The sequence below is a fragment of the Streptomyces sp. NPDC005483 genome (assembly GCF_040606035.1).
In the GTDB taxonomy this organism is placed as follows: Bacteria; Actinomycetota; Actinomycetes; order Streptomycetales; family Streptomycetaceae; genus Streptomyces.
In genome coordinates, this window is sequence record NZ_JBEXEA010000009.1 from 222252 (window position 1) to 243507 (window position 21256).

Sequence of the window (21256 nt, forward strand, 5' to 3'; positions counted from 1 at the left end):
ACCGCCCGGACCGGATCGGTTCCCACCCGTGGCGCATCTGTTTCCGACTGGTTCCGGATCGGCCGCCGACACCTGAGAGAATGGTGAGCATGGCCTCTGATCGACCCCGCGTGCTCTCCGGAATCCAGCCCACCGCAGGCTCGTTCCACCTCGGCAACTACCTCGGCGCCGTCCGCCAGTGGGTGGCCCTGCAGGAGTCCCACGACGCGTTCTACATGGTCGTCGACCTGCACGCGATCACGGTTCCGCAGGACCCGAAGGAGCTCACGGCCAACACCCGCCTGGCCGCGGCCCAGCTCCTCGCCGCGGGCCTCGACCCGGAGCGCTGCACGCTCTTCGTCCAGAGCCACGTCCCCGAGCACGCCCAGCTCGCCTGGGTCATGAACTGCCTCACCGGCTTCGGCGAGGCCTCCCGCATGACCCAGTTCAAGGACAAGTCCGCCCGGCAGGGCGCCGACAGCGCCAGCGTCGGCCTGTTCACGTACCCGATCCTCCAGGTCGCGGACATTCTGCTCTACCAGGCCAACGAGGTCCCGGTGGGCGAGGACCAGCGCCAGCACGTCGAGCTGACCCGTGACCTCGCCACGCGCTTCAACGGCCGCTTCGGCGAGACCTTCACGATCCCGAAGCCGTACATCCTCAAGGAGACGGCGAAGATCTACGACCTCCAGGACCCGTCGATCAAGATGAGCAAGTCGGCGTCCACGCCGAAGGGCCTCATCAACCTTCTCGACGAGCCGAAGGCCACCGCCAAGAAGGTCAAGAGCGCGGTCACGGACACCGACACCGTCATCCGCTACGACGCCGAGAACAAGCCGGGCGTCAGCAACCTGCTCACCATCTACTCGACCCTGACCGGCACCGGCGTCCCGGAGCTGGAGCAGCAGTACGAGGGCAAGCTCTACGGCGCTCTCAAGACGGACCTCGCCGAGGTCGTCGTCGAGTTCGTCACGCCGTTCCGGGAGCGGACCCAGCAGTACCTGGACGACCCGGAGACGCTGGACTCGATCCTGGCCAAGGGCGCGGAGAAGGCCCGCGCGGTCGCCGCGGAGACCCTTTCCCAGACGTACGAGAAGGTGGGCTTCCTGCCCGCCAAGCACTGACCGCCGGCACAGCCCGGCGGCACCGGCTGCCGGGCACGGGGCGCACCACCGCACACCAGCACCACCGGGCAGAGCGCTGCACATCACTATGCCTGCGCCTGCCCACAGCACAGCCGTGGCCGTACAGTCGATAGCCGGACGGCTGGGAACGAATCCGACAGGACGACCGGGACGAACAGGAGACGACGTGGGGACCGTAACGATCGGTGTGTCGATCGCGGTCCCGGAGCCTCACGGCAGCCTGCTCCAGGAGCGGCGCGCGGGCTTCGGCGACGCCGCGGCTCACGGCATCCCCACCCATGTCACCCTGCTGCCGCCCACCGAGGTCGCGGACACCGCGCTGACCGCCATCGAGGCGCACCTCACCGAGGTCGCCGCGGCGGGCCGGCCGTTCCCGATGAAGCTGTCGGGCACCGGCACCTTCCGGCCGCTGTCACCCGTCGTCTTCGTCCAGGTCGCCCAGGGCGCCGAGGCATGCACCTGGCTCCAGAAGCAGGTCCGTGACGCGTCGGGGCCGGTCGCGCGGGAACTCCAGTTCCCCTACCACCCGCATGTCACGGTGGCCCACGGCATCGACGAGGCGGCCATGGACCGCGCCTTCGAGGAGCTCGCCGACTTCGAGGCGGAGTGGCCGTGCACCGGCTTCGCCCTCTACGAGCAGGGCGCCGACGGGGTGTGGCGCAAGCTGCGCGAGTTCGCCTTCGGGGGGTCGGTCGTGCCGCCCCAGGCCGGCCATGTGGAGCGCGGCTCCCTGCCCACGAGCCAGCTGTAACTCCTGGTACAGGGTCTGTAACCGCGGTTCCACCAGCCGTACCCGCAGCTTCACCGGGCCATACCCGGAGTCACAGCGGACATACCCGGAGTTACAGCGGCAGCCGCCGGAACACCGCCCGCGGCACGTGCCGCAGCGCCGACATCACCACCCGCAGCGCTCCCGGTACCCATACCGTCTCCGAGCGGCGCCGCAGACCCAGCTCGATGGCCGTCGCGACGGCGTCCGGAGTGGTGGCGAAAAGTGCTCCCTCGAGACCGGCCGTCATCTTCGACCGCACGAACCCCGGGCGTACGACCATGACGTGGACGCCCGTGCCGTGCAGGGCGTCGCCCAGCCCCTGCGTGAAGACGTCGAGGCCCGCCTTGCTGGAGCCGTAGATGAAGTCGGCCCGGCGGGCGCGCTCACCGGCGACGGAGGACAGCGCGACGAGCGAGCCGTGCCCCTGGGCCTGCAACGCGCGCGCGGACACCAGGCCGGCCGAGACGGCGCCCGTGTAGTTGGTCTGCGCCACCCGCACCGCGGCGACCGGCTCGCGCTCGTCGTGGGCCTGGTCGCCGAGGATCCCGAAGGCGAGGAGCACCATGTCGATGTCGCCCTCGGCGAACACCTTGCCGAGCACCGACTCGTGGGACTCGGGGGCCAGCGCGTCGAAGGCGACGGTGTGGACCTCGGCCCCCAGGGTGCGCAGCTGCGTGGCGGCCGACTCCAGGCCGGGGGAGGGGCGCCCCGCCAGCCACACCGTGCGGGTACGACGGGCGACGAGACGACGGACGGTGGCCAGCGCGATCTCGGACGTACCGCCGAGGACGAGCAGGGACTCGGGGATGCCGAAGGCGTCCTTCACGAACAGCTCCTTGAGAGGGCCGGGGATCTTCAGTGGACTCAGTGGAGTCGGAGGACTCGGGAGACGCAGAGGGCGCAGAGGACTCAGAGGACTCAGAGGGAGAGACGGCGGGCCAGGTCGGAGGTGAACACATCGCGTCCAGCGGTGCGTGGTCGCCCCGGGTGAGCACCGCCCGTCCCGTCGCGGCCCCGCGGGCCAGCAGGTCGATCCGGGCGACCGAATAGCGGTATCCGCGATCTCCGGTCGTCAGACGGGTCATCAGGTCGTCGAGGTCCCGCGCGCGTTCCGTGTCGACCGACATCAGCGAGGTCTCGACAGGCTGGAGCTGGACCGTCGCGGTGAGGACCATCCCGGTCAGGCCCATGCCGCCGGTGGTCGCGTCGAACAGGGGCGTGCCGCGGCGCACGGTGCGGATCTCGCCGTCGGCGGTGAGGAGTTCGAAGGACAGCACATGGCGGGAGAAGGAGCCGGACACATGGTGGTTCTTGCCGTGGATGTCCGCGCCGATCGCGCCGCCGACGGTGATGTAGCGGGTGCCGGGCGTCACCGGCACGAGCCGGCCGAGGAGCAGCAGCACCTCCATGAGCCGGTGCAGGGATCCCCCCGCGTGGCACAGCACGGTGTCGCTGTCGGCGTCGATCGCGTGGACGCGGTTCAGGGCGGTCATGTCGAACACCGCGCCGCCGGCGTTCTGTGCCGCGTCCGCGTAGGCCCGCCCCAGGCCCCTCGGGATGCCGCCGCGGGTCCCGCAGCCCCGGACGGCGGCCACGGCCTCCTCGTAGCTCCGCAGGCGGACGGGAGGGGCCGCGGTGGGGCGGTGCGGCCCCATCCCGTGACGGGAACGGTGTCGGCAGACATGCGGGTGACCGTATCGCCGCTATAGGGACAATTTGCCAGCAAACATCAGCTCTCTACCCGAGATGGGTGATTAATGGGATGTCGTTCAATATTGCGGAGTTGCAGCGCACGGTGCCGGCCGAGTGGTAGCGGGCACGCTGACTCATCTGCACCGCACGCGCCGCTTGCACGTGTTTTCGGGGTACTCACACATCGGTCTTCCACACGGAGGGCAAGATCCGATCATGGACTGGCTGAAGAGACTCCCCGTCGTCGGGCCGCTCTGGGTGCGCCTGACCGCCTCGCACGCGTGGCGGTCGTACGAACGGCTGGACCGGGTGAAGTGGACCCGGCTGGCCGCGGCGATGACGTTCACCAGCTTCGTCGCGCTGTTCCCGCTGCTCACCGTGGCCGCCGCGATCGCCGCCGCCACGCTCAGCACGAAGCAGCAGAACGACCTCCAGGACAAGATCGCGGACCAGGTCCCCGGCATCTCCGACCAGCTGAACATCGGTGACCTGGTGCAGAACGCCGGCACCGTCGGCCTCATCGCCGCGGCCGCCCTGTTGTTCACCGGCATCGGCTGGGCCGGCTCGATGCGCGAGTGTCTGCGCGCGGTGTGGGAGCTGCCCGACGAGGACGAGAACGCGATCCTGCGCAAGGGCAAGGACCTGGGCATCCTGGTAGGGCTCGGCGGCGCCGTCCTGGTCACGCTCGCCATCTCCACCGTCGCCTCCGCGCTGGTCGACTGGATCGGCGGGGAACTCGGCCTCCAGGAGGGCAGCGCGGGACGGGTCCTGCTGCGGATCGCCGCGTTCGTCGTCGCCGTACTCGCCGACTTCCTGCTCCTGCTGTACGTCCTGACCCTGCTGCCCGGGGTTGAGCCGGGGCGCCGCCGGCTGGTCGTCGCCGCACTGACCGGCGCGGTCGGCTTCGAGCTGCTGAAGCTGCTGCTGAGCGGCTATATGCAGGGCGTGGCGACGAAGAGCATGTACGGCGCGTTCGGCGTCCCCGTCGCCCTGCTGCTGTGGATCAACTTCACGGCGAAACTGGTGCTGTTCTGCGCCGCGTGGACGGCGACGGGGAGCAAGGCGCAGGAGCTCACGGACGAGGCGAGCGACGACGTACCAGATCCGGCAGCGGCCAGCGGCGGTTGACGAGGTACGCCGCGCCGGCGAGCAGCACGAGGAGGCCGCCGGCGATCGCGAAGGCGGTCTCCATGCCGCGGGAGCCCCCGTTGGCCGTGGCGGACGCGACGGGCTTCGCCGAAGCCCCGGGACCCGCGGACTGCCCGGAGCCGCCGGAACCGCCCCCGGCCTCACCGGAGGTCTCCTGCCGCGCGGCACCCTTCGGCGGCACCAGCTCACCCACCGGCTCCACCTTGCCGGCCGCCTTGAAGCCCCAGTCGAAGAGCTTCGCGGTCTCCTTGTAGACCTCGTTGTGCTCTTCCTTCGACGGGTGCATGATCGTGACGAGCAGCACCCTGCCATTGCGCTCGGCGACACCGGTGAAGGTGGCGCCGGCATTGGTGGTGTTGCCGTTCTTCACACCTGCGATGCCCTGGTACTGCGAGATGTCGTAGTCGCCGCTCAGCAGCCGGTTGGTGTTCTGGATCGCGAAGGGCTTGCGGACGATCTTGCCCTTCTTGTCCGTCTTCGTCTCACCCGGGAACTTCGCGGTGACCGTCGAGCAGTACTCGCGGAAGTCCTTCTTCTGCAGCCCGGAGCGGGCGAACAGGGTCAGGTCGTAGGCGGAGGAGACCTGGCCGGGGGCGTCGTAGCCGTCGGGGCTGACCACGTGCGTGTCGAGGGCCTGGAGCTCCTCGGCGTGCTCGTTCATCTCGGTGACGGTCTTGGTGACGCCCTTGTTCATCGCCGACAGGACGTGCACCGCGTCGTTGCCGGAGCGAAGGAAAACACCGAGCCACAGATCGTGGACCGTGTACGTCTCGCCCTCCTTTATCCCGACCAGGCTGGAACCGGCGCCCATGCCCGCGAGGTCGGAGGGCACGACCTTGTGCTGCTCGGTCTTGGCGAACTTCGGCAGCACGGTGTCCGCGAAGAGCATCTTCATGGTGCTCGCCGGGGGCAGCCGCCAGTGCGCGTTGTGCGCGGCGAGCACATCGCCGGACTCGGCGTCGGTGACGATCCAGGACCGCGCCGTGATGTCCTTCGGCAGCGCCGGGACCCCGCTGGCGAGATTGACCTGGGTGCCCGCCTGGCCGAGCCGCGTGCCGCCCACGGTCGACATCTTCGCCGGGGGCGTGGCGCTCGGGGAGGCGCTCGGTGACGGACTGGGGGCCGCGAGGGCGACAGGCGCGGTCAGCGCGAGGGACGACAGGGCGGCGGAGGTGACCAGCAGGGATCGCCTGGCGGTCTTCTTCAGGGGAGCGGACACGCTCAGGAACGTACAGGCCGCGGACGGTGAAGTCCCGTTGCCCTCCCCACCCCGCCCGCCCGACCGGGTGGCGGACGGCGATACTGGACCCATGAAGCTCAGCCGCCCCGTCTCCTGGTTCCTGCTCGCCTTCGGGGTGTGGAGCTGGGTCATCTGGCTCACTTTCGTCAAGAACCTCGTCAAGGACGCCAGCGGGCTCGCGTTCGACGACGCGGGCGACCCGACGGGGTACTTCTGGGTGCACCTGCTGCTGGCCGTCGTCTCCTTCGTATTGGGGACGGTCGTCGGGCTCATCGGGTTGCGTGGAGTGCGCGCACTGCGCCGGAACTCACAGCCGACCCCCGAGAGTTAGCAGACCGTGGTCATCGTTTTCGCACTGCTCGCCCTGACCGTCCTCGTGACGGCCAACTGGTACCTGTGGCGCCGCCTGTTCCGCGACACGACCAGCGGCCCGGGGCGGGCCCGCCGCGTGGGCGCGGTGCTCATCGGGGGCGGCTGGCTGCTGGCGATCGGCGCCCTGGTCGCGGAGCGGACCGGCGCCCCCTTCTGGCTCCAGCGTGTGCTCGCGTGGCCCGGCTTCCTGTGGCTGGCGCTGTCGATCTACCTGCTGCTCGCGGTCGTGGCGGGAGAGGTCGTACGGCCCCTGCTGCGCCGTTTCCTCGAACGCCGGGACGGGCGCGGGCAGCCGGCCGCGCAAGCCGTACCGCGTCCGGAGCGGGTGCCGGCGGGAGCGCCGACCGAGAAGCCGCGGGAGCCGGGAGAGGGCGGGCAGGCGTCCGAGAAGCCGCGGGAGCCGGGGCAGACGTCCGGGCAGGTGCAGGAATCCGGCCCGCCCCCTCTCGTCGCCGCCCCCTCCCGCCGCCTCTTCGTCTCCCGGGTCGTCGCCGGAGCCGCCGCCGCGGCCGCCGTGGGGACCGTCGGCTACGGAACCTACGGAGTGCTGCGCGGGCCGAAGGTCAAGCGGGTCACCGTGGCGCTGGCGAAGCTCCCGCGCGCGGCGCACGGCTACCGGATCGCGGTGGTCAGCGACATCCACCTGAGCCCGGTGCTGGGGCGCGGTTTCGCCCAGAAGGTCGTCGACACCATCAACTCCACCCGGCCCGACCTGATCGCGGTGGTCGGCGACCTGGTCGACGGCAGCGTGAAGGACCTCGGTCCGGCGGCCGCCCCCCTCGCCCGGCTCGAGGCACGGCACGGCTCGTTCTTCGTCACCGGCAACCACGAGTACTTCTCCGGCGCCGAGCAGTGGGTCGAGGAGGTACGGCGGCTCGGTCTGACCCCGCTGGAGAACGACCGTACGGAACTGGCGTGGTTCGACCTCGCGGGGGTCAACGACATCGCGGGCGAGAGCGAGGGCCAGGGCCCCGACTTCGCCAAGGCCCTCGGCGACCGGGACACGGCACGCGCGTGCGTGCTCCTCGCCCACCAGCCGGTCCAGATCCACGACGCGGTCGACCACGGCGTCGACCTCCAGCTCTCCGGCCACACCCACGGCGGCCAGCTCTGGCCCGGCAACTTCCTCGCCGAGGCCGCGAACCCGACGGTCGCCGGCCTGGAGCGCTACGGCGACACACAGCTCTACGTCAGCCGCGGCGCCGGCGCCTGGGGCCCGCCCACGCGCGTGGGCGCCCCTTCGGACATCACGGTGATCGAACTGGCGTCGAAGCAGACCTGACAGCGTCCGGAGGACTTACGCGGGGAGAGGCTGTGAGAGACCTGTGAAACATGGCTGAAATTTCTTGCGGTAACGTCTTGCCCAACTCGACAAATCCCTCTTCCCCCAGGTGAAACACCTGTGATTAGGTGATCCGCGCCACTAGGGGGTGGCATGTGCACTGGGACCCACTGGGGTCCGGGGAGGGCAAACCGATGCGGTCGGTTCGCATGCGGATTCTCGCGACGCTGCTGGTTCTCGGGGCTGTGGGAGTAGGCGGTTGGCAGTTGCTCCCGTCCGGAGGCGCGACGGGCAGGACGATCAAGGTGGGGACGACCGACGAGGTCACCGCACTCGATCCGGCCGGCGCCTACGACGCCGGTTCCTGGGCGCTGTTCAACAACGTTTTCCAGTCACTGCTGGCCTTCGAGCCGGGCAGCGTCACGCCCGTGCCCGACGCGGCCGAGAGCTGCGCGTTCGAGGGCAGTGATCTGCGGACCTACCAATGTGTGCTGCGCGAGGGTCTCAAGTTCCCGAGCGGCCGCGAGATGACCGCGAAGGACGTCAAGTACTCCTTCGACCGGGTCAAGAAGATCAACTCCGACGTGGGTCCTGCCACCCTGCTGGACACCCTGGAGTCGGTCCGCGCCAGCGGCCGGACGGTCACCTTCCGGCTGTCCTCGCCCGACGCCACCTTCCCGTTCAAGGTGGCCACAGGGGCCGGCGCCATCGTCGACAGCACCAAGTACCCCGCCAACTCCCTGCGCACCGACAACGGCGTCGACGGCACCGGGCCGTACGAGCTGACGACGTACAGGAAGGGCAAGAAGGCGGTCCTCACGCCCAACGGCGACTACAAGGGCGAGATCAAGAGCACCGGCCGCCCGGTCGAACTCGACTACTACGGCGACTCGGACAAGCTGAGCAGCGCCTGGAAGTCCAAGCAGCTCGACGTCGCCTACCGCCAGCTGCCGCCGGACGTCCTCGCCGGACTCAACCCGAGCGATCCCGGTCAGCGCGTCTCGGAGGCCGACAGCTCCGAGGTCCGCAACCTCTACCTCAACACCCGCGCGGGCAAGCCGCTGCACGACGACAAGGTGCGTCAGGCGATGGCCTGGCTCATCAACCGCGAGCAGCTGGCCGCCACGGTGTACGAGGGCACCGTCGACCCGCTCTACTCGCTGATCCCGACGGGCATCACCGGCCACACCACGTCGTTCTTCGACGCCTACCCGGAGCCGAGCGTCAAGAAGGCACGCGCCCTGCTCACCGAGGCCGGCGTGACCACGCCGGTCAGCTTCACCTACGGCTACGGCCTGAACAGCGGCTCCGCCGCCGCTGAGGCCAAGGAGCTCAAGAAGCAGCTGGAGGCGAGTGGCCTGTTCAAGGTGACGCTCAAGGGTTACGAGTGGACCGACTTCCAAAAGCGCTGGGCGAGCGGGAAGCTCGACGCCTACGCGGTCGGCTGGGTGGCCGACTTCCCCGACCCGGACACCTACGGCTCCCCGCTGGTCGGCACCGACGGCACCATGAACACCGGCTACAGCAGCAACGAGGTCGACCATCTGATCCAGGACAGCCAGCGCTACGCCGACCGCAGCGACGCCGAGCAGGACTTCCGCGACCTCCAGACCTCGGTCGCCCACGATGTGCCGGTCATCCCCCTGTGGCAGGCCAAGGACTACGTCGTGACCACAGAGGACGTCGGCGGCGGCCAGTACCTCTCGGACGGCACCGGAGTCTTCCGGCTCTGGCGCCTGAGCTGGATCTGATCCCGACGCGATCGCGCCGGAGCAGACGTGTTGAGGCGCAACTCCTTCCGGCTGCCCCGGCATCCGGCTTCCGTCGGTCTCGCCCGGCGCCGGGTCCGGGACCATCTGGCCGACTGGGGACACGGGCCGGATGGCTCGTCGCTGGCCGACGCGGTCCTGCTGGTGTCGGAACTGGCCACCAACGTGGTGCGCCACGGGCCGCTCCTGGAGCGGGAGTTCGAGGTCGCGGTGACCGCTCTCGCGGACGGCTCCTGTCTCATAGAGGTCTCCGACGAGGGCGGGCCTGCACCGCGGCTGCGGGCGGCCGGCCAGTTCGAGGAGACCGGCCGGGGTCTGCACGTGGTGGAGAACGTCGCCGCCGCGTGGGGCGTGTGGAGCCGGGGCGGGCACGGCAAGACCGTGTGGGCCCTGGTGACGGCCGACTGAGCGGACGTACGCGGCGGACCGCGCGCAGGCTCGCCGAGCACGTCCGGGCGGCCTGAGTCACTGCCCCGCACACTCCCGCACCGGCAGGGTGACGGTCACCGCCAGCCCCTCGCCCGGCGCCGTGCGCACCGCCACCTCGCCGCCGTGGGCCCGGACCACGCCCTGCACGATCGCCAGGCCAAGGCCGCTGCCCGCGCCGCCGCCGACCCGGAAGAACCGGTCGAAGACGCGGGCCGCGTCGTCCGCGCACAGCCCCGGTCCCTGGTCCGCGACAGACAGCCGTACGACTCCGTCCTCGCGCTCCACCCCCAGCCGCACCGGCACCTCGGCGGGCGTGTGCGTGCGCACGTTGCCCACCAGGTTGCCCAGGACCTGTCTGAGCCCCGACTCGTCGGCCCGCACCAGCAGGGAGCCCTCGGCGGCGACCTCGACGGGCCGGTCGGGCTGCTGCACCCGCAGATCCTCGGCCGCGTCCCGCACCAGCCGGCTCAGGTCGACGTTCCTGAACCGCAGTTCGGGCTGCTGGTCGAGGCGGGCGAGGGTGAGCAGCTCGTCGACGAGCCGCCCCATCCGGTCGGTCTCGGCGAGGACCCGCGCCCAGGCACGCTTGCGCTCGTCCGGGTCGGAGAGCATGCCCTTGTCGTACAGCTGGAGGTAGCCGCGTATCGCGGACAGCGGGGTGCGCAGCTCGTGCGAGGCGTCGGCGACGAAACTGCGCAGCTGGGCCGCGCTGCGCTCGCGCGTGCGGTACGCCGACTCGACCTGGTGGAGCATGGAGTTGAGGGCGACCCGCAGCTGCTCGACCTCCAGGGTGGCGTCGCAGCTGGAGGGGATGCGCCGGGTCAGATCGCCTTCGGCGATGGCCGACGAGGTCTCGACCATGTCCTCCAGCGGCCGCATCCGGCGCCGGACGCTGAACATCGTCAGACAGGCCAGCAGCGCGAGGAGCAGGCTGCCGATCGCGAGGTCGAGCCGGACGGCCTTGGCGACGCCCTGGTGCAGGACGTCGGTGGGCGCGGCGAGCAGCGCGTACGAGCCGTCGCCGAGCCGGGCCGCCGTGGCGCGGTAGGTGGAGCCGTCCAGGGTGACGTCGTGCGGCTCTGAGTCGGCAGCGAGCGCGCGCGGGTCGCCTGCGGCCTTCGCCAGGCCCTGCTGGGACTCGGTCGGATCGAAGCCGAGGATTCCGATCGGCACGCCCCGGCGGTCGACCAGCGCGAAGACGGTCTCCGCCGAGCGCTCACCGCTCGATTCCTGCCGCGCGGGCATGAGCCGGTCGCGCACGAAGCCCAGCATGCTCAGCGAGTCGATCTCCCGCAGGGTGAGCTGCGAACCGCCCAGGGAGTCGCGGGTCTTGAGGAGTTCGCCGTCGATCTGGTCGAGCAGGTAGTACCGCATGCCCATCACGCTGACCGCGGTCGCGGCGACGATGCCGATCGCGAGCAGCACCACGTTGGCCAGCGTCAGCTTGCCGCGCAGCGAGTGGATGCCGTGTCGGCGACGAGCCAGGCGCACCCTCATGCGAGCCCGTATCCGACACCGCGCCGGGTGGTGATCACCGGCGGTCCCAGGGTGTCCAGCTTGCGCCGCAGGTAGCTGATGTACGTCTCGACGACCGTCGACTCCGGCGGGGTGTGCTCGTACTGCCAGACGTGGCGCAGGAGTTGCTCCTTGGGCACGATCCGGCCGCCGTTGCGCACCAGGAAGCGCAGCAGCGCGTACTCGGTGGGGGTGAGCTGGACGGTGCGGCCGTCGCGGTGCACCGAGTACGTCGTCTCGTCCAGCTCCAGGTCGCCGTAGCGCAGCGGCGGGTGCTGCGGCAGGACGTCGGCCGGGCGGGTGCGGCGCAGGACCGCGGTGATCCTGGCGACGACCTCGTCGATGTTGAACGGCTTGGTGATGTAGTCGTCGCCGAAGCCGAGGGCGCCGACGATCTCGGCGGGGGAGTCCCGCGCGGTGAGGAAGACCAGCGCCAGGTCGGGCCGCCGCGCGCGCAGTTCACGGCCGAGGGCGCGGCCGTCGCCGTCGGGCAGCATGACGTCGAGCAGGGCCGCGTCCGGGCGGGTGCGGTCGGTGAGCGCGAGCGCCTCGCGGACCGAGCCCGCGACCATCACCTCGAACCGGTGGTAGCGCAGGGCGATGGCGAGGACGTCGGCGATGCTCTCCTCGTCCTCCACCACCAGCACCGTGCCCGGACTCTTCGTCTCTCCCCCAGTCATGTCCCCAGTATCGGCCGGGCCACTGACAGCCGGGCCGGTTCGCCCTTTGGAGTTCCTTGAGAGTCATGGGCCTCTCATGTGCACGCGCGCGTGCCGCCGCCGATCCTGTTGCGAGGACCTGGGGGACCGACCGACGACCGACAAGGGGAGTGTGGAGCGTGGCGGTATTGGCACGCTGGTGCTATCGGCACCGGCTGGTGGTCCTGTTGCTGTGGGTGGGGGCGTTGTTCGGGCTGGGCTTCTCGGCCTCGGCGGCGGGCACGAACTACGCGAACGTGTTCTCCCTGCCCGACACGGACTCCAAGAGCGCGTATGACCTGATGGAGAAGGCCTTCCCGGACACCTCGGGCGACACCGACACGGTGGTCTGGAAGGTCGACGACGGCTCGGTGCGGGACCAGGCGGTCCAGGACCGTATCCGGCCCGCACTGGAGAAGATCGCGAAGATGCCGGGCGTCGGCGCGGTGACCGGTCCCTACGGCGCCCAGGGGGCCGCGCAGGTCAGCCGGGACGGCACGATCGCGTACGCCCAGGTGACCTTCGTCAAGCGCGCGAACGAGGTGCCCAAGGGACTTGTCGAGGACGTCGTGGACACCGCGCAGGGGGCCGAGCGGGCCGGCCTGCAGGTGGAACTGGGCGGCCAGGCGATCCAGCGCGTGCAGGAACCGCCGCAGGGGCTGTCGGAGACGGTCGGCATCGTCGCGGCGGCGGTCGTGCTGTTCCTGGCGTTCGGCTCCTTCTTCGCGATGATGCTGCCGATCGCGATCGCCGTCTTCGGTGTGGGCATGGGCCTGTTCGCCACCCAGCTGCTCAGCCACACCACCGACGTCCCCGACATCGCCCCGCTGCTCGCCTCCCTGATCGGCCTCGGCGTCGGCATCGACTACGCCCTGTTCATCGTCACCCGCCACCGGCGCGGCATCCTGCGGGGCCTGGACCCCGAGGAGTCGGCGGTCACCGCCCTCAACACCTCGGGCCGGGCGGTGCTGTTCGCGGGCGGCACGGTCTGCATCGCCCTCGCCGGCATGCTGGTGACGCGACTGCGCTTCCTGGACGGCGTGGTCATCGGCACCTCCCTGACCGTGGTGCTGAGTGTCCTGGCCGCCACGACCCTCCTGCCGGCCCTGCTCGGCTTCCTCGGCCCGCGCGTGCTCAGCCGCCGCCAGCGGCGCCGGCTGGCCGCCCAGGGGCCCGAGCCGGAGAACGCCTCCGGTCTCGCCGCCCGCTGGTCGACGGGGGTCCAGAAGCGCCCCCGCAGGACCGCCGCGCTCGCCCTGGTCCTCATGGCCGTCCTGGCCGTTCCGGTGCTGTCGCTCCGCCTCGGCGCCACCGACCAGGGCAACGACGACGCCTCGACGACCACCAGGAAGGCCTACGACCTGCTCGCCGAGGGCTTCGGTCCCGGCTTCAACGGACCGCTCCAGGTGGTCACCGAGGGCGGCGCGACGGGCACCCTGGTGAAGAGCCTCAAAGACACGCCCGGCGTGGCACAGGTGGCCGCGCTGCCGCCCGCGCGGGGTGTGACGGTGATCCAGGTCGTGCCGACGACGTCACCGCAGTCCGCGGAGACGGACCGGCTCATCGACCGGCTGCGTGACGACGTCATCCCCGCGGCCGGGGCACAGGCCCACGTGGGCGGGGTGACGGCCGTCTCGAAGGACTTCGCGTCCGTCACGGGCGACCGCCTCCCGCTGTTCATCGCCACGATCATCGGACTCGGCTTCCTGCTCCTGCTGGTCGCCTTCCGCTCCCTGGTGGTGCCGCTGACGGCGGCCCTGATGAACCTGATCGCCGCCGCGGCCTCCTTCGGCGTCCTGGTCGCGGTCTTCCAGTGGGGCTGGGGCCTGGAACTGCTCGGCCTCGGCAAGGAGGGCCCGATCAACGCCTTCCTGCCGGTCATCATGCTGTCCCTGCTCTTCGGGCTCTCGATGGACTACCAGGTCTTCCTGGTGAGCCGCATGCACGAGGAGTGGGTGCACACCCGCGACAACGCGCGCGCGGTACGCGTCGGCCTCGCGGAGACCAGCCGGGTCATCAACTCCGCCGCCCTGATCATGGTCTGCGTCTTCATGGCGTTCGTCCTCAGCGGCGACTCGGGCGCCGCCATGGCGGGCGTCGGTCTCGCCGCCGCCGTCGCCCTGGACGCCTTCATCCTGCGCACGGCCCTGGTGCCCGCCGCGATGCATCTGCTCGGCGACTCCAACTGGTGGCTGCCCAAGGGGCTGGACAAGCGGCTGCCGCACCTGGCGGTGGAACCGAAGGAGGAGCCGGCACCTTCGGCCGCGGCCCGCGCGGACGACGGCCCGGCATCGGCCGTCCACGGCTTCGTCCGTACGGCCGACGGGGAGCCCATAGCGGGCGCGGCCGTATCGCTCCTGTCGGGCGGGGGGCGTCAGCTGGACCGGGTGGAGTCGCTGGCCGACGGCTCATACATCGTCTCGGTCCCGGAGCCGGGGACGTACCTGCTGGCGGCCACGGCACCCTCGTACGGTTCACGTGCTCGGCACGTCGTCGTGGGGGAGGGGCCGTTGGTGTACGACGTCGAACTGGCCGAGGGGGAGGTCGACGCCGTCAACTGACGTGACTACGCCTTCCTGCCGGGGTCCGGCATCACCTTCGTCATCCCTGGCAGGAAGTCCGTGAACAGCTCGTGCACCTCCCGTACGAGCGGCCTGAGCACCCGGAACCGGGCCAGCGACACGCCCCTCGCGGTGAGCTTGGCGCCGCGCTCCGCGAGCCGGTAGCTCCGCTCGCGGCCCTCCGTGCGGTCGAAGATCCAGTACAGGACGAGTCCCATCTGGGACAGCCACATCAACTCGGGGAGGATGTCCCGGAGTTCCTCGGGCACCTTGGTCCTCGTCGCGCCCCGCAGTACCTCTCGGTGCACCGCGATCGCCTCCACGCGCGCGTGCTCCGACTCGGGCGAGAAGGGACTGAGCGGGCTGTCGGGATCGGCGGCGTTCTTGAAGAACTGCACCGCGAACTCGTGATACGGCTGCGCGATGTCCAGCCAGACCTTCAGAACCCCCGCGAGCCGCGCCTCCAGGTCGCTCTCCCGGGCCAGGACCTCCCGGACCGCCACCTGGTGTTCGGCGGCGATCCGGTCGTAGAAGCCCTGGATCAGGTGTTCCTTGCCCGCGAAGTAGTAGTACGCGTTGCCGACGGAGACGCCGGCCTCCTGGGCGATGGCCCGCATGGTGGTCTTGTCGTACCCCCGCTCCTGGAACAGCCGCATCGCGGTCTCCAGGATCAGCGCGCGCGTCTGTTCGGACTTGCTCGTCTGTTCGGACTTGCTCGGGGTACTGCCCTCGTCGGGGCCGTCGTTGTTCGCAGGCACGGAAAGAGAGCCTAACCAGTGACGCAGCCGCCGCCGTCGCACCCCGGTGCGGTGTGGGGCCAGCCCCGCCCGGCCTCGTACGACCAGCCGTCCGCGCGGCGGTACACCGTGCCGTCCCACCGACCCACCGGGCGCTGCGCGCCACGCCACTTGGCGGCGGCGAGCACCGCGCCCCTCGCGAGCCGCGCCCCGGACGGGGTGCTGAGCCGGTGGGCGAGCGGCCGGTGCTCGCGCAGCACCCACAGCGTCACGATCCAGGCGGCGGTGTCGCGGTAGACCTGCCCGGCGTCGCCGACGACGGTGATCTCCTCCAGGGTGGCGCGGTGATCGAGCCCGGGATACCTGCGCCGGGCCTCCTCCGACCCGGCCGGCACCATCTCCAGCGGCACCAGCTGCGGCTGCCGTACGAGCCAGTCGCGCACGTAGGCGCACAGGGAGCAGTCGGCGTCGTACAGGACGGTGAGCCGGCGGACCGGGGTGCGGTCCGCCGTGCTGCCGGTGGCTGTCGGGCCTGTCATGCCCGGACCCAGTCCTGCGGCGGGACGGGCGGCACCTGCTCCCGCTCCATGGTGCCCCGCCTGCGGATCCGGTTGAGGACGTACACGTTGGCCAGGTGCATCACGCCGAGGACCAGCAGCACCACGCCCAGCTTGGTCGACAGGGCCTCGAAGACTCCGCGGGTGTCCTCGATCGTCCCGTCGCCGCTGAGGTACAGCGCGACGAACCCTAGGTTCACCAGGTAGAAGCCGACCACCAGGAGGTGGTTGACGGCCTCGGCGAGCTTCTCGTTCCCGCGCAGTACGTCGGCGAGGAAGATCCGTCCGTTTTTGCTGAGCGTGCGGGCCACCCAGACCGTCAGGGCGATGCTGACGACGAGGTAGATGACGTAGGCGACGACCGTGCGGTCCATGCGCCTCCCCATTCTTGAACGCGTTCAAAACGCTGACGGGAGAGACTCTAGACCTCCTTTTGAACGTGTTCAACTCGCTGGCGCAGAGGTCTGCGTCACGTCCGCGCGCGCTCCGCCTCAGGCCCGCCGGCCGAGCTCCGGACGCTTGGTGTAGTCGGTGAACCCGAGGACGTTGCCCCAGGGGTCGGCGACCTCGACGGTCCAGCCGGTGACCACGGAGAAGGGGGCGTCGAGCAGTTCGACGCCGGCTGCATGGAGCTCCTCGGCGGCGGTCCTGGCGTCGGGTACCTCCAGCCACACGCGTGTGGCGGGCCACGGCGGCGGCCGGTGCCCCATGGCCTCCTCCTGCCGGAGCAGGATCCCGGGTGTCTCGCCGCCGACCTTCAGCAGCGCGATCCCGGCCTCGTCGAGCCGGAAGCCCACCGTGAAGCCCGCGCGCTCGTAGAAGGAGACGGCCTCGCCGAGGTTCCCGACGGGCAGCAGTACGTTGTCGAAACCGAGCAGCTCGTACGACTGGTCATCTGACATGTCGTCAGATTAAGCCGGAGGTGGCGGAACGGGCTTCTGCGACGCGGTGTCCGTCGGGCATGATGACCGGGCGCATTGTCGTCTTTTCGCGGGTCCTCCCGCTTCGGTCCCCAGGAGCAGTCCCCCTTGAGCGAACAGCAGGGTCACGAACAGCAGGACCCCGAGCAGGGCCCCCAGCCGGGATATCAGCAGCAGGGCCCGCCGCCCGGGTACCCGCCGCCGGGCCCGCAGCCCGGATACCAGCAGCCGGGCCCCCAGCCGGGATACCCGCCGCCGGGCTACCCGCCTCCCGGGTTCCCGCCGCCGGGCTACTACCCGCCCCCGGGGACGTACACCGGAGACCCCAACGCCCCTTACGGCTACGACCCGTACGGGCGGCCGTACTCCGACAAGTCGAAGGTCATCGCGGGCATCCTCCAGCTCACCCTCGGCAGCCTCGGCGTCGGCCGCTTCTACCTGGGCGACGTCGGCATCGGCCTCGCTCAGCTCTTCACCTGCGGCGGCCTCGGCGTCTGGTCGCTGATCGACGGCATCCTGCTGCTCACGGGGAACGACCACACCGATGAACACGGCCGGATCCTCCGGAGCTAGGGCGCCGGGGACCGAGGCCCCGGTGCCCCCGCGGCGCTCACCGCTGCGCCACCCCGCGACGGCACCCTCGGCGGTGCTCGCCGCGGGAGCCGCCGGTGCGGTCTACCTCTACGACACCGACCCGCACGAGCCCGGCCACGTCCTGCCGCAGTGCCCGTTCCGCCTGCTCACCGGCCTGCTGTGCCCGGCCTGCGGCGGCACCCGCATGGTGTACGACCTGATGCACGGCCACTTCACCGAAGCGTGGCTGGACAACCGGGCCCTGCTGCTCGCCTCGCCGTACGCCCTGTTCCTGCTGGGCCGTTGGGCGTGGGCGGGCCTGCACGGCCGCCACTGGAGGCCCACGCTGAGCCCCCGGGGGCAGGTGGTCGTCCTCGCGGTGGCCCTGGCGTGGACGGTGGCCCGCAACATCGTCTAGCGCCGCTCGTCCGGGGCCCGTTGTCAGTGCCGCCTCGTACTGTCGTCGGCATCGGCGTACGGCTTCGGAGAGCTCCACCAGAGCGCCGAGACCCGCCGTCTCCTCCTGGACGACCAGTACCTCTGCATCGTCCCGAAGTCCGCCCCGTCCGCCCCGCAGGCCGGTTACCTCCCCTACGAGGGCGACCGGATGCTCGCGGTCATCCTCAGCCAGCCGTGACCGTGGGCCGCCGGCTCACATGGTGCTGAGCGAGCGGGCGTAGTTGATCTGGCCCATGACCTGCGGGAAAGTCTGCGGTCCGAAGGCCGGCAGCATCGTCGAGTGGTGGCGTCCCGCGCTCGTCACGGTGACCTGGATGTAGCCCGTGGTCCTCTTCTCCTTCATCAGGAGGAAGAACAGCCCGAGGAGGCAGAACACGAAGAAGATGATCGCGAGCACGATGGCGTGCGCCGGGATCTTCTCCTCGGTGTGCGACATGTCGGTGGCGTTCCACACCGCGCCGCGCAGGGGAAGGGGCCCGGCCGGTGTGATGATCTGGTCGCCCATCACCGTGATGTCCCCGATGGACAACAGCGGGGCGCTACCGCCCGCGAGGGCGCCCGGAGCGGTCTGCTGCTGGGGGAAGCCGTACGCCGGAGTGGGCGGCGGCTGCGGATAGCCGTACCCCGGGGCCGCGTTGGGGTATCCGTAGCCGGGCGGCGGGACCGCGGGGGGCAGGGCCGGCGGGTTGTCCGGGCCCCACTGGGGCGCTCCGCCCTGGTACGGATTCGGCTCGGCCATGTTCTCGTCCCCCGTCTCATCAGCCGTAGGAGATCCGGCTGCTGGATCAGCGCCTCATACTGCCAGCAGGGCCGTTCCCCCCGCCACCGGAGGGAACGGCCCTGCTGTCGTCTTGCCGGACGGACCGTCAGAACCGCCGAGTGATCAGCGCCCTCTTCACTTCCTGGATCGCCTTCGTCACCTCGATGCCGCGCGGGCAGGCGTCCGTGCAGTTGAACGTGGTGCGGCAGCGCCACACGCCGTCGCGGTCGTTCAGGATCTCCAGGCGCTGCTCGCCCGCCTCGTCACGCGAGTCGAAGATGAAGCGGTGGGCGTTGACGATGGCGGCCGGGCCGAAGTACTGGCCGTCGTTCCAGAAGACCGGGCACGAGGAGGTGCAGGCCGCGCACAGGATGCACTTCGTGGTGTCGTCGAAGCGCTCGCGGTCCTCCGCCGTCTGGAGGCGTTCCCGGGTCGGCTCGTTCGTGTCCTTCGTGATGAGGAAGGGCATGACGTCGCGGTACGCCTGGAAGAACGGCTCCATGTCGACCACGAGGTCCTTCAGGACCGTGAGGCCCTTGATGGGCTCGACCGTGATCGGCTTCGACGGGTTGAGGTCCTTGATCAGCGTCTTGCACGCCAGACGGTTCTTGCCGTTGATCCGCATCGCGTCCGAACCGCAGATGCCGTGCGCGCAGGAGCGGCGGAAGGTGAGCGTGCCGTCCTGTTCCCACTTGATCTTGTGGAGGGCGTCGAGGACACGCTCCTTCGGGTCGATCTCCAGCTGGAAGTCTTCCCAGGTCGCCTCCGCCGAGACCTCCGAGTTGAAGCGGCGGATGCGGAAGGTGGCGGTGATGTACGGGGAGTCGGCGAAGCCGGGCTCGGGTGTGCCGGCCGCGTCCGCCTTGTCCAGGGTCGGGGTTGCCATCAGTACTTACGCTCCATCGGCTGGTAGCGGGTCTGGACGACCGGCTTGTAGTCGAGACGGATGGACTCGGTGCCGTCGTCGCCCACCTCGCGGTACGCCATGGTGTGGCGCATGAAGTTGACGTCGTCGCGGTTCGGGTAGTCCTCGCGGTAGTGGCCGCCGCGGGACTCCTTGCGGGCCAGCGCGGACACCGCCATGACCTCGGCGAGGTCCAGCAGGTTGCCGAGCTCGATCGCCTCCAGCAGGTCCGTGTTGAAACGCCGGCCCTTGTCCTGGATCGAGACGTTCCTGTAGCGCTCGCGCAGCTCCGCGATCTTCTCGACCGCCGTCTTGATCGTCTGCTCGGTGCGGAACACCATGACGTTGGCGTCCATGGTCTCCTGCAGCTCGCGGCGCAGCACCGACACGCGCTCGGTGCCGGTGGCGTCGCGCAGCCGCTCGACCTGGTCGAGCACCAGTCGCGCCGGGTCCTCGGGCAACTCGACGTAGTCGGCCTTCTGGGAGTACTCGGCGGCGGCGATGCCCGCCCGCTTGCCGAACACGTTGATGTCCAGCAGCGAGTTGGTGCCCAGACGGTTGGCTCCGTGCACCGACACGCACGCGACCTCGCCGGCCGCGTACAGGCCGGGGACGACCGTCGTGTTGTCCGCCAGGACCTCGCCCTCGACGTTCGTCGGGATGCCGCCCATCGCGTAGTGCGCGGTGGGCTGGATCGGGATCGGGTCCGTGTACGGCTCGATACCGAGGTACGTGCGGGCGAACTCGGTGATGTCCGGGAGCTTGGCGTCCAGCTGCTCCGGCGGGAGGTGCGTGAGGTCGAGGTAGACGTGATCGCCCTCGGGACCGCAGCCGCGGCCCTCGCGGATCTCCGTGTAGATGGAGCGGGAGACGACGTCACGGGACGCGAGGTCCTTCATGACCGGCGCGTACTTCTCCATGAAGCGCTCGCCGTCCTTGTTGCGGAGGATGCCGCCCTCACCGCGGGCGCCCTCCGTCAGCAGGATGCCCATGCGCCAGATGCCGGTCGGGTGGAACTGGAAGAACTCCATGTCCTCCAGGGGCAGCCCGCGACGGTAGACGGCCGCCTGGCCGTCACCGGTCAGCGTGTGCGCGTTCGACGTCACCTTGAAGAACTTGCCGCAGCCGCCGGACGCGTAGATCACGGCCTTCGCCTGGAAGACGTGGATCTCACCGGTGGCGAGTTCGTACGCGACCACGCCCGCCGACCGCTTCACGCCGTCGACCTCGGTGATCAGCTGGTCCAGGACGTAGAACTCGTTGAAGAACTCCACGCCCTCCTTCACGCAGTTCTGGTACAGCGTCTGAAGGATCATGTGGCCGGTGCGGTCGGCCGCGTAGCAGGAGCGGCGGACCGGGGCCTCGCCGTGGTTGCGGGAGTGACCGCCGAAGCGGCGCTGGTCGATCGTGCCGTTCGGCGTGCGGTTGAACGGCAGGCCCATCTTCTCCAGGTCGAGGACCGAGTCGATGGCCTCCTTCGCCAGGATCTCGGCGGCGTCCTGGTCGACCAGGTAGTCACCGCCCTTGACCGTGTCGAAGGTGTGCCACTCCCAGTTGTCCTCCTCCACGTTGGCGAGCGCGGCGGCCATGCCGCCCTGCGCGGCGCCCGTGTGGGAGCGGGTGGGGTAGAGCTTGGTCAGGACCGCGGTGCGGCTGCGCTTCGTCGACTCGATGGCCGCGCGCATGCCCGCGCCACCGGCGCCGACGATGACGGTGTCGTACTTGTGGATCTTCATGATTCTC

Annotated in this window: 21 protein-coding genes and 1 pseudogene; 10 read left to right on the forward strand and 12 right to left on the reverse strand. The window is 70.3% G+C overall.

The genetic code is table 11. The features are described from left to right. Positions 1–89 precede the first annotated feature (89 nt). The gene (gene trpS / locus ABZT06_RS19510) at positions 90–1103 is read left to right on the forward strand and encodes a tryptophan--tRNA ligase (protein WP_355741867.1); all 1014 of its coding nucleotides are present in this window, start codon (positions 90–92) and stop codon (positions 1101–1103) included. 187 nt (positions 1104–1290) lie between these two features. Then, positions 1291–1875 (forward strand): 2'-5' RNA ligase family protein, encoded by a 585-nt coding sequence (locus tag ABZT06_RS19515; protein ID WP_355741870.1) that lies wholly within the window; start codon positions 1291–1293, stop codon positions 1873–1875. Positions 1876–1966: 91 nt separating this feature from the next. Here the strand turns inward: ABZT06_RS19515 and ABZT06_RS19520 are convergent, their stop codons facing one another. Continuing rightward, positions 1967–2722, reverse strand: coding sequence for a decaprenylphospho-beta-D-erythro-pentofuranosid-2-ulose 2-reductase (locus ABZT06_RS19520; protein ID WP_355741873.1), 756 nt, complete (start codon positions 2720–2722; stop codon positions 1967–1969). Positions 2723–2852: 130 nt separating this feature from the next. Further along, a pseudogene (locus tag ABZT06_RS19525) lies at positions 2853–3580 on the reverse strand (FAD-binding oxidoreductase); the annotation flags it as partial. Positions 3581–3804: 224 nt separating this feature from the next. On the opposite strand from ABZT06_RS19525, the gene ABZT06_RS19530 reads away from it, so the two are divergent. Then, the gene (locus tag ABZT06_RS19530; RefSeq protein WP_355741876.1) at positions 3805–4716 is read left to right on the forward strand and encodes a YihY/virulence factor BrkB family protein; all 912 of its coding nucleotides are present in this window, start codon (positions 3805–3807) and stop codon (positions 4714–4716) included. Here the strand turns inward: ABZT06_RS19530 and ABZT06_RS19535 are convergent. Then, positions 4661–5956: a D-alanyl-D-alanine carboxypeptidase gene (locus ABZT06_RS19535; RefSeq protein ID WP_355741879.1), complete on the reverse strand. Its 1296-nt coding sequence runs from the start codon at positions 5954–5956 to the stop codon at positions 4661–4663. The two genes, ABZT06_RS19530 and ABZT06_RS19535, sit on opposite strands and share 56 nt — an antisense overlap. Before the next feature lie 91 nt (positions 5957–6047). Between ABZT06_RS19535 and ABZT06_RS19540 the strand changes: the two genes are divergently transcribed. The 4 genes from ABZT06_RS19540 (at position 6048) to ABZT06_RS19555 (ending at position 9808) form a co-directional block, all read left to right on the forward strand. Next, a complete protein-coding gene (locus ABZT06_RS19540) occupies positions 6048–6308 on the forward strand; it encodes a hypothetical protein (RefSeq protein ID WP_355741882.1) in 261 nt (86 codons plus the stop codon). Positions 6309–6314: 6 nt separating this feature from the next. Then, complete coding sequence (locus ABZT06_RS19545; RefSeq protein WP_355741885.1) at positions 6315–7631, forward strand: metallophosphoesterase; 1317 nt, start codon at positions 6315–6317, stop codon at positions 7629–7631. A 194-nt stretch (positions 7632–7825) separates the two neighbouring features. Then, complete coding sequence (locus tag ABZT06_RS19550) at positions 7826–9382, forward strand: ABC transporter substrate-binding protein (RefSeq protein WP_355741888.1); 1557 nt, start codon at positions 7826–7828, stop codon at positions 9380–9382. Between the two features lie 27 nt (positions 9383–9409). Further along, the gene (locus ABZT06_RS19555) at positions 9410–9808 is read left to right on the forward strand and encodes an ATP-binding protein (protein ID WP_355741891.1); all 399 of its coding nucleotides are present in this window, start codon (positions 9410–9412) and stop codon (positions 9806–9808) included. A 57-nt stretch (positions 9809–9865) separates the two neighbouring features. On the opposite strand, the gene ABZT06_RS19560 is transcribed toward ABZT06_RS19555, so the two are convergent. Both ABZT06_RS19560 and ABZT06_RS19565 read right to left on the reverse strand, forming a co-directional pair. Continuing rightward, the gene (locus tag ABZT06_RS19560; RefSeq protein ID WP_355741894.1) at positions 9866–11326 is read right to left on the reverse strand and encodes a HAMP domain-containing sensor histidine kinase; all 1461 of its coding nucleotides are present in this window, start codon (positions 11324–11326) and stop codon (positions 9866–9868) included. Then, positions 11323–12024, reverse strand: coding sequence for a response regulator transcription factor (locus tag ABZT06_RS19565; RefSeq protein ID WP_355741897.1), 702 nt, complete (start codon positions 12022–12024; stop codon positions 11323–11325). Before ABZT06_RS19565 ends, ABZT06_RS19560 begins: the two co-directional genes overlap by 4 nt. Positions 12025–12191: 167 nt before the next feature. Here ABZT06_RS19565 and ABZT06_RS19570 point away from each other — a divergent pair, with 167 nt between their 5' ends. Beyond that, on the forward strand, positions 12192–14603 hold the full coding sequence (locus tag ABZT06_RS19570) for an MMPL family transporter (protein ID WP_355742244.1): 2412 nt from the start codon (positions 12192–12194) through the stop codon (positions 14601–14603). Positions 14604–14608: 5 nt separating this feature from the next. Here ABZT06_RS19570 and ABZT06_RS19575 read toward each other — a convergent pair whose 3' ends face one another. The 4 genes from ABZT06_RS19575 to ABZT06_RS19590 all read right to left on the reverse strand — a co-directional run bounded on the left by ABZT06_RS19575 (position 14609) and on the right by ABZT06_RS19590 (position 16799). Beyond that, positions 14609–15361, reverse strand: a complete 753-nt coding sequence (locus tag ABZT06_RS19575) for a TetR family transcriptional regulator (RefSeq protein ID WP_355741900.1) — start codon at positions 15359–15361, stop codon at positions 14609–14611. A gap of 11 nt (positions 15362–15372) precedes the next feature. After that, positions 15373–15879 (reverse strand): DCC1-like thiol-disulfide oxidoreductase family protein, encoded by a 507-nt coding sequence (locus ABZT06_RS19580; RefSeq protein ID WP_355741903.1) that lies wholly within the window; start codon positions 15877–15879, stop codon positions 15373–15375. After that, positions 15876–16271, reverse strand: a complete 396-nt coding sequence (locus tag ABZT06_RS19585) for a hypothetical protein (RefSeq protein ID WP_355741906.1) — start codon at positions 16269–16271, stop codon at positions 15876–15878. The genes ABZT06_RS19580 and ABZT06_RS19585 overlap by 4 nt, the downstream gene beginning before the upstream one ends. 117 nt (positions 16272–16388) lie before the next feature. After that, positions 16389–16799 carry a VOC family protein gene (locus ABZT06_RS19590; RefSeq protein WP_355741909.1) on the reverse strand — a complete coding sequence of 137 codons (411 nt, stop codon included), beginning with the start codon at positions 16797–16799 and terminating at the stop codon, positions 16389–16391. Positions 16800–16925: 126 nt separating this feature from the next. Here ABZT06_RS19590 and ABZT06_RS19595 point away from each other — a divergent pair, with 126 nt between their 5' ends. Continuing rightward, positions 16926–17390: a TM2 domain-containing protein gene (locus ABZT06_RS19595; protein WP_355741912.1), complete on the forward strand. Its 465-nt coding sequence runs from the start codon at positions 16926–16928 to the stop codon at positions 17388–17390. Then, positions 17362–17808, forward strand: a complete 447-nt coding sequence (locus ABZT06_RS19600) for a DUF2752 domain-containing protein (RefSeq protein ID WP_355741914.1) — start codon at positions 17362–17364, stop codon at positions 17806–17808. Before ABZT06_RS19595 ends, ABZT06_RS19600 begins: the two co-directional genes overlap by 29 nt. 234 nt (positions 17809–18042) lie before the next feature. Here the strand turns inward: ABZT06_RS19600 and ABZT06_RS19605 are convergent, their stop codons facing one another. The 3 genes from ABZT06_RS19605 to sdhA all read right to left on the reverse strand — a co-directional run bounded on the left by ABZT06_RS19605 (position 18043) and on the right by sdhA (position 21249). Then, positions 18043–18588 carry a hypothetical protein gene (locus ABZT06_RS19605; RefSeq protein WP_355741917.1) on the reverse strand — a complete coding sequence of 182 codons (546 nt, stop codon included), beginning with the start codon at positions 18586–18588 and terminating at the stop codon, positions 18043–18045. 127 nt (positions 18589–18715) lie between these two features. Then, positions 18716–19495: a succinate dehydrogenase iron-sulfur subunit gene (locus tag ABZT06_RS19610; protein ID WP_329266536.1), complete on the reverse strand. Its 780-nt coding sequence runs from the start codon at positions 19493–19495 to the stop codon at positions 18716–18718. Then, entirely contained in the window at positions 19495–21249 is a 1755-nt protein-coding gene (sdhA, locus tag ABZT06_RS19615) for a succinate dehydrogenase flavoprotein subunit (RefSeq protein ID WP_355741921.1), read from the reverse strand. The genes ABZT06_RS19610 and sdhA overlap by 1 nt, the downstream gene beginning before the upstream one ends. Positions 21250–21256: the final 7 nt, after the last annotated feature.

Excerpts from the sequence above, each read along its gene's own strand:
- trpS (WP_355741867.1), top strand. The coding sequence starts at position 90 with ATGGCCTCTGATCGACCCCGCGTGCTCTCCGGAATCCAGCCCACCGCA.
- ABZT06_RS19530 (WP_355741876.1), top strand. The coding sequence starts at position 3,805 with ATGGACTGGCTGAAGAGACTCCCCGTCGTCGGGCCGCTCTGGGTGCGC.
- ABZT06_RS19540 (WP_355741882.1), top strand. The coding sequence starts at position 6,048 with ATGAAGCTCAGCCGCCCCGTCTCCTGGTTCCTGCTCGCCTTCGGGGTG.
- ABZT06_RS19550 (WP_355741888.1), top strand. The coding sequence starts at position 7,826 with ATGCGGTCGGTTCGCATGCGGATTCTCGCGACGCTGCTGGTTCTCGGG.
- ABZT06_RS19560 (WP_355741894.1), bottom strand. The coding sequence starts at position 11,326 with ATGAGGGTGCGCCTGGCTCGTCGCCGACACGGCATCCACTCGCTGCGC.
- ABZT06_RS19565 (WP_355741897.1), bottom strand. The coding sequence starts at position 12,024 with ATGACTGGGGGAGAGACGAAGAGTCCGGGCACGGTGCTGGTGGTGGAG.
- ABZT06_RS19580 (WP_355741903.1), bottom strand. The coding sequence starts at position 15,879 with ATGACAGGCCCGACAGCCACCGGCAGCACGGCGGACCGCACCCCGGTC.
- ABZT06_RS19585 (WP_355741906.1), bottom strand. The coding sequence starts at position 16,271 with ATGGACCGCACGGTCGTCGCCTACGTCATCTACCTCGTCGTCAGCATC.
- ABZT06_RS19590 (WP_355741909.1), bottom strand. The coding sequence starts at position 16,799 with ATGTCAGATGACCAGTCGTACGAGCTGCTCGGTTTCGACAACGTACTG.
- ABZT06_RS19600 (WP_355741914.1), top strand. The coding sequence starts at position 17,362 with ATGAACACGGCCGGATCCTCCGGAGCTAGGGCGCCGGGGACCGAGGCC.
- ABZT06_RS19605 (WP_355741917.1), bottom strand. The coding sequence starts at position 18,588 with ATGGCCGAGCCGAATCCGTACCAGGGCGGAGCGCCCCAGTGGGGCCCG.
- ABZT06_RS19610 (WP_329266536.1), bottom strand. The coding sequence starts at position 19,495 with ATGGCAACCCCGACCCTGGACAAGGCGGACGCGGCCGGCACACCCGAG.
- sdhA (WP_355741921.1), bottom strand. The coding sequence starts at position 21,249 with ATGAAGATCCACAAGTACGACACCGTCATCGTCGGCGCCGGTGGCGCG.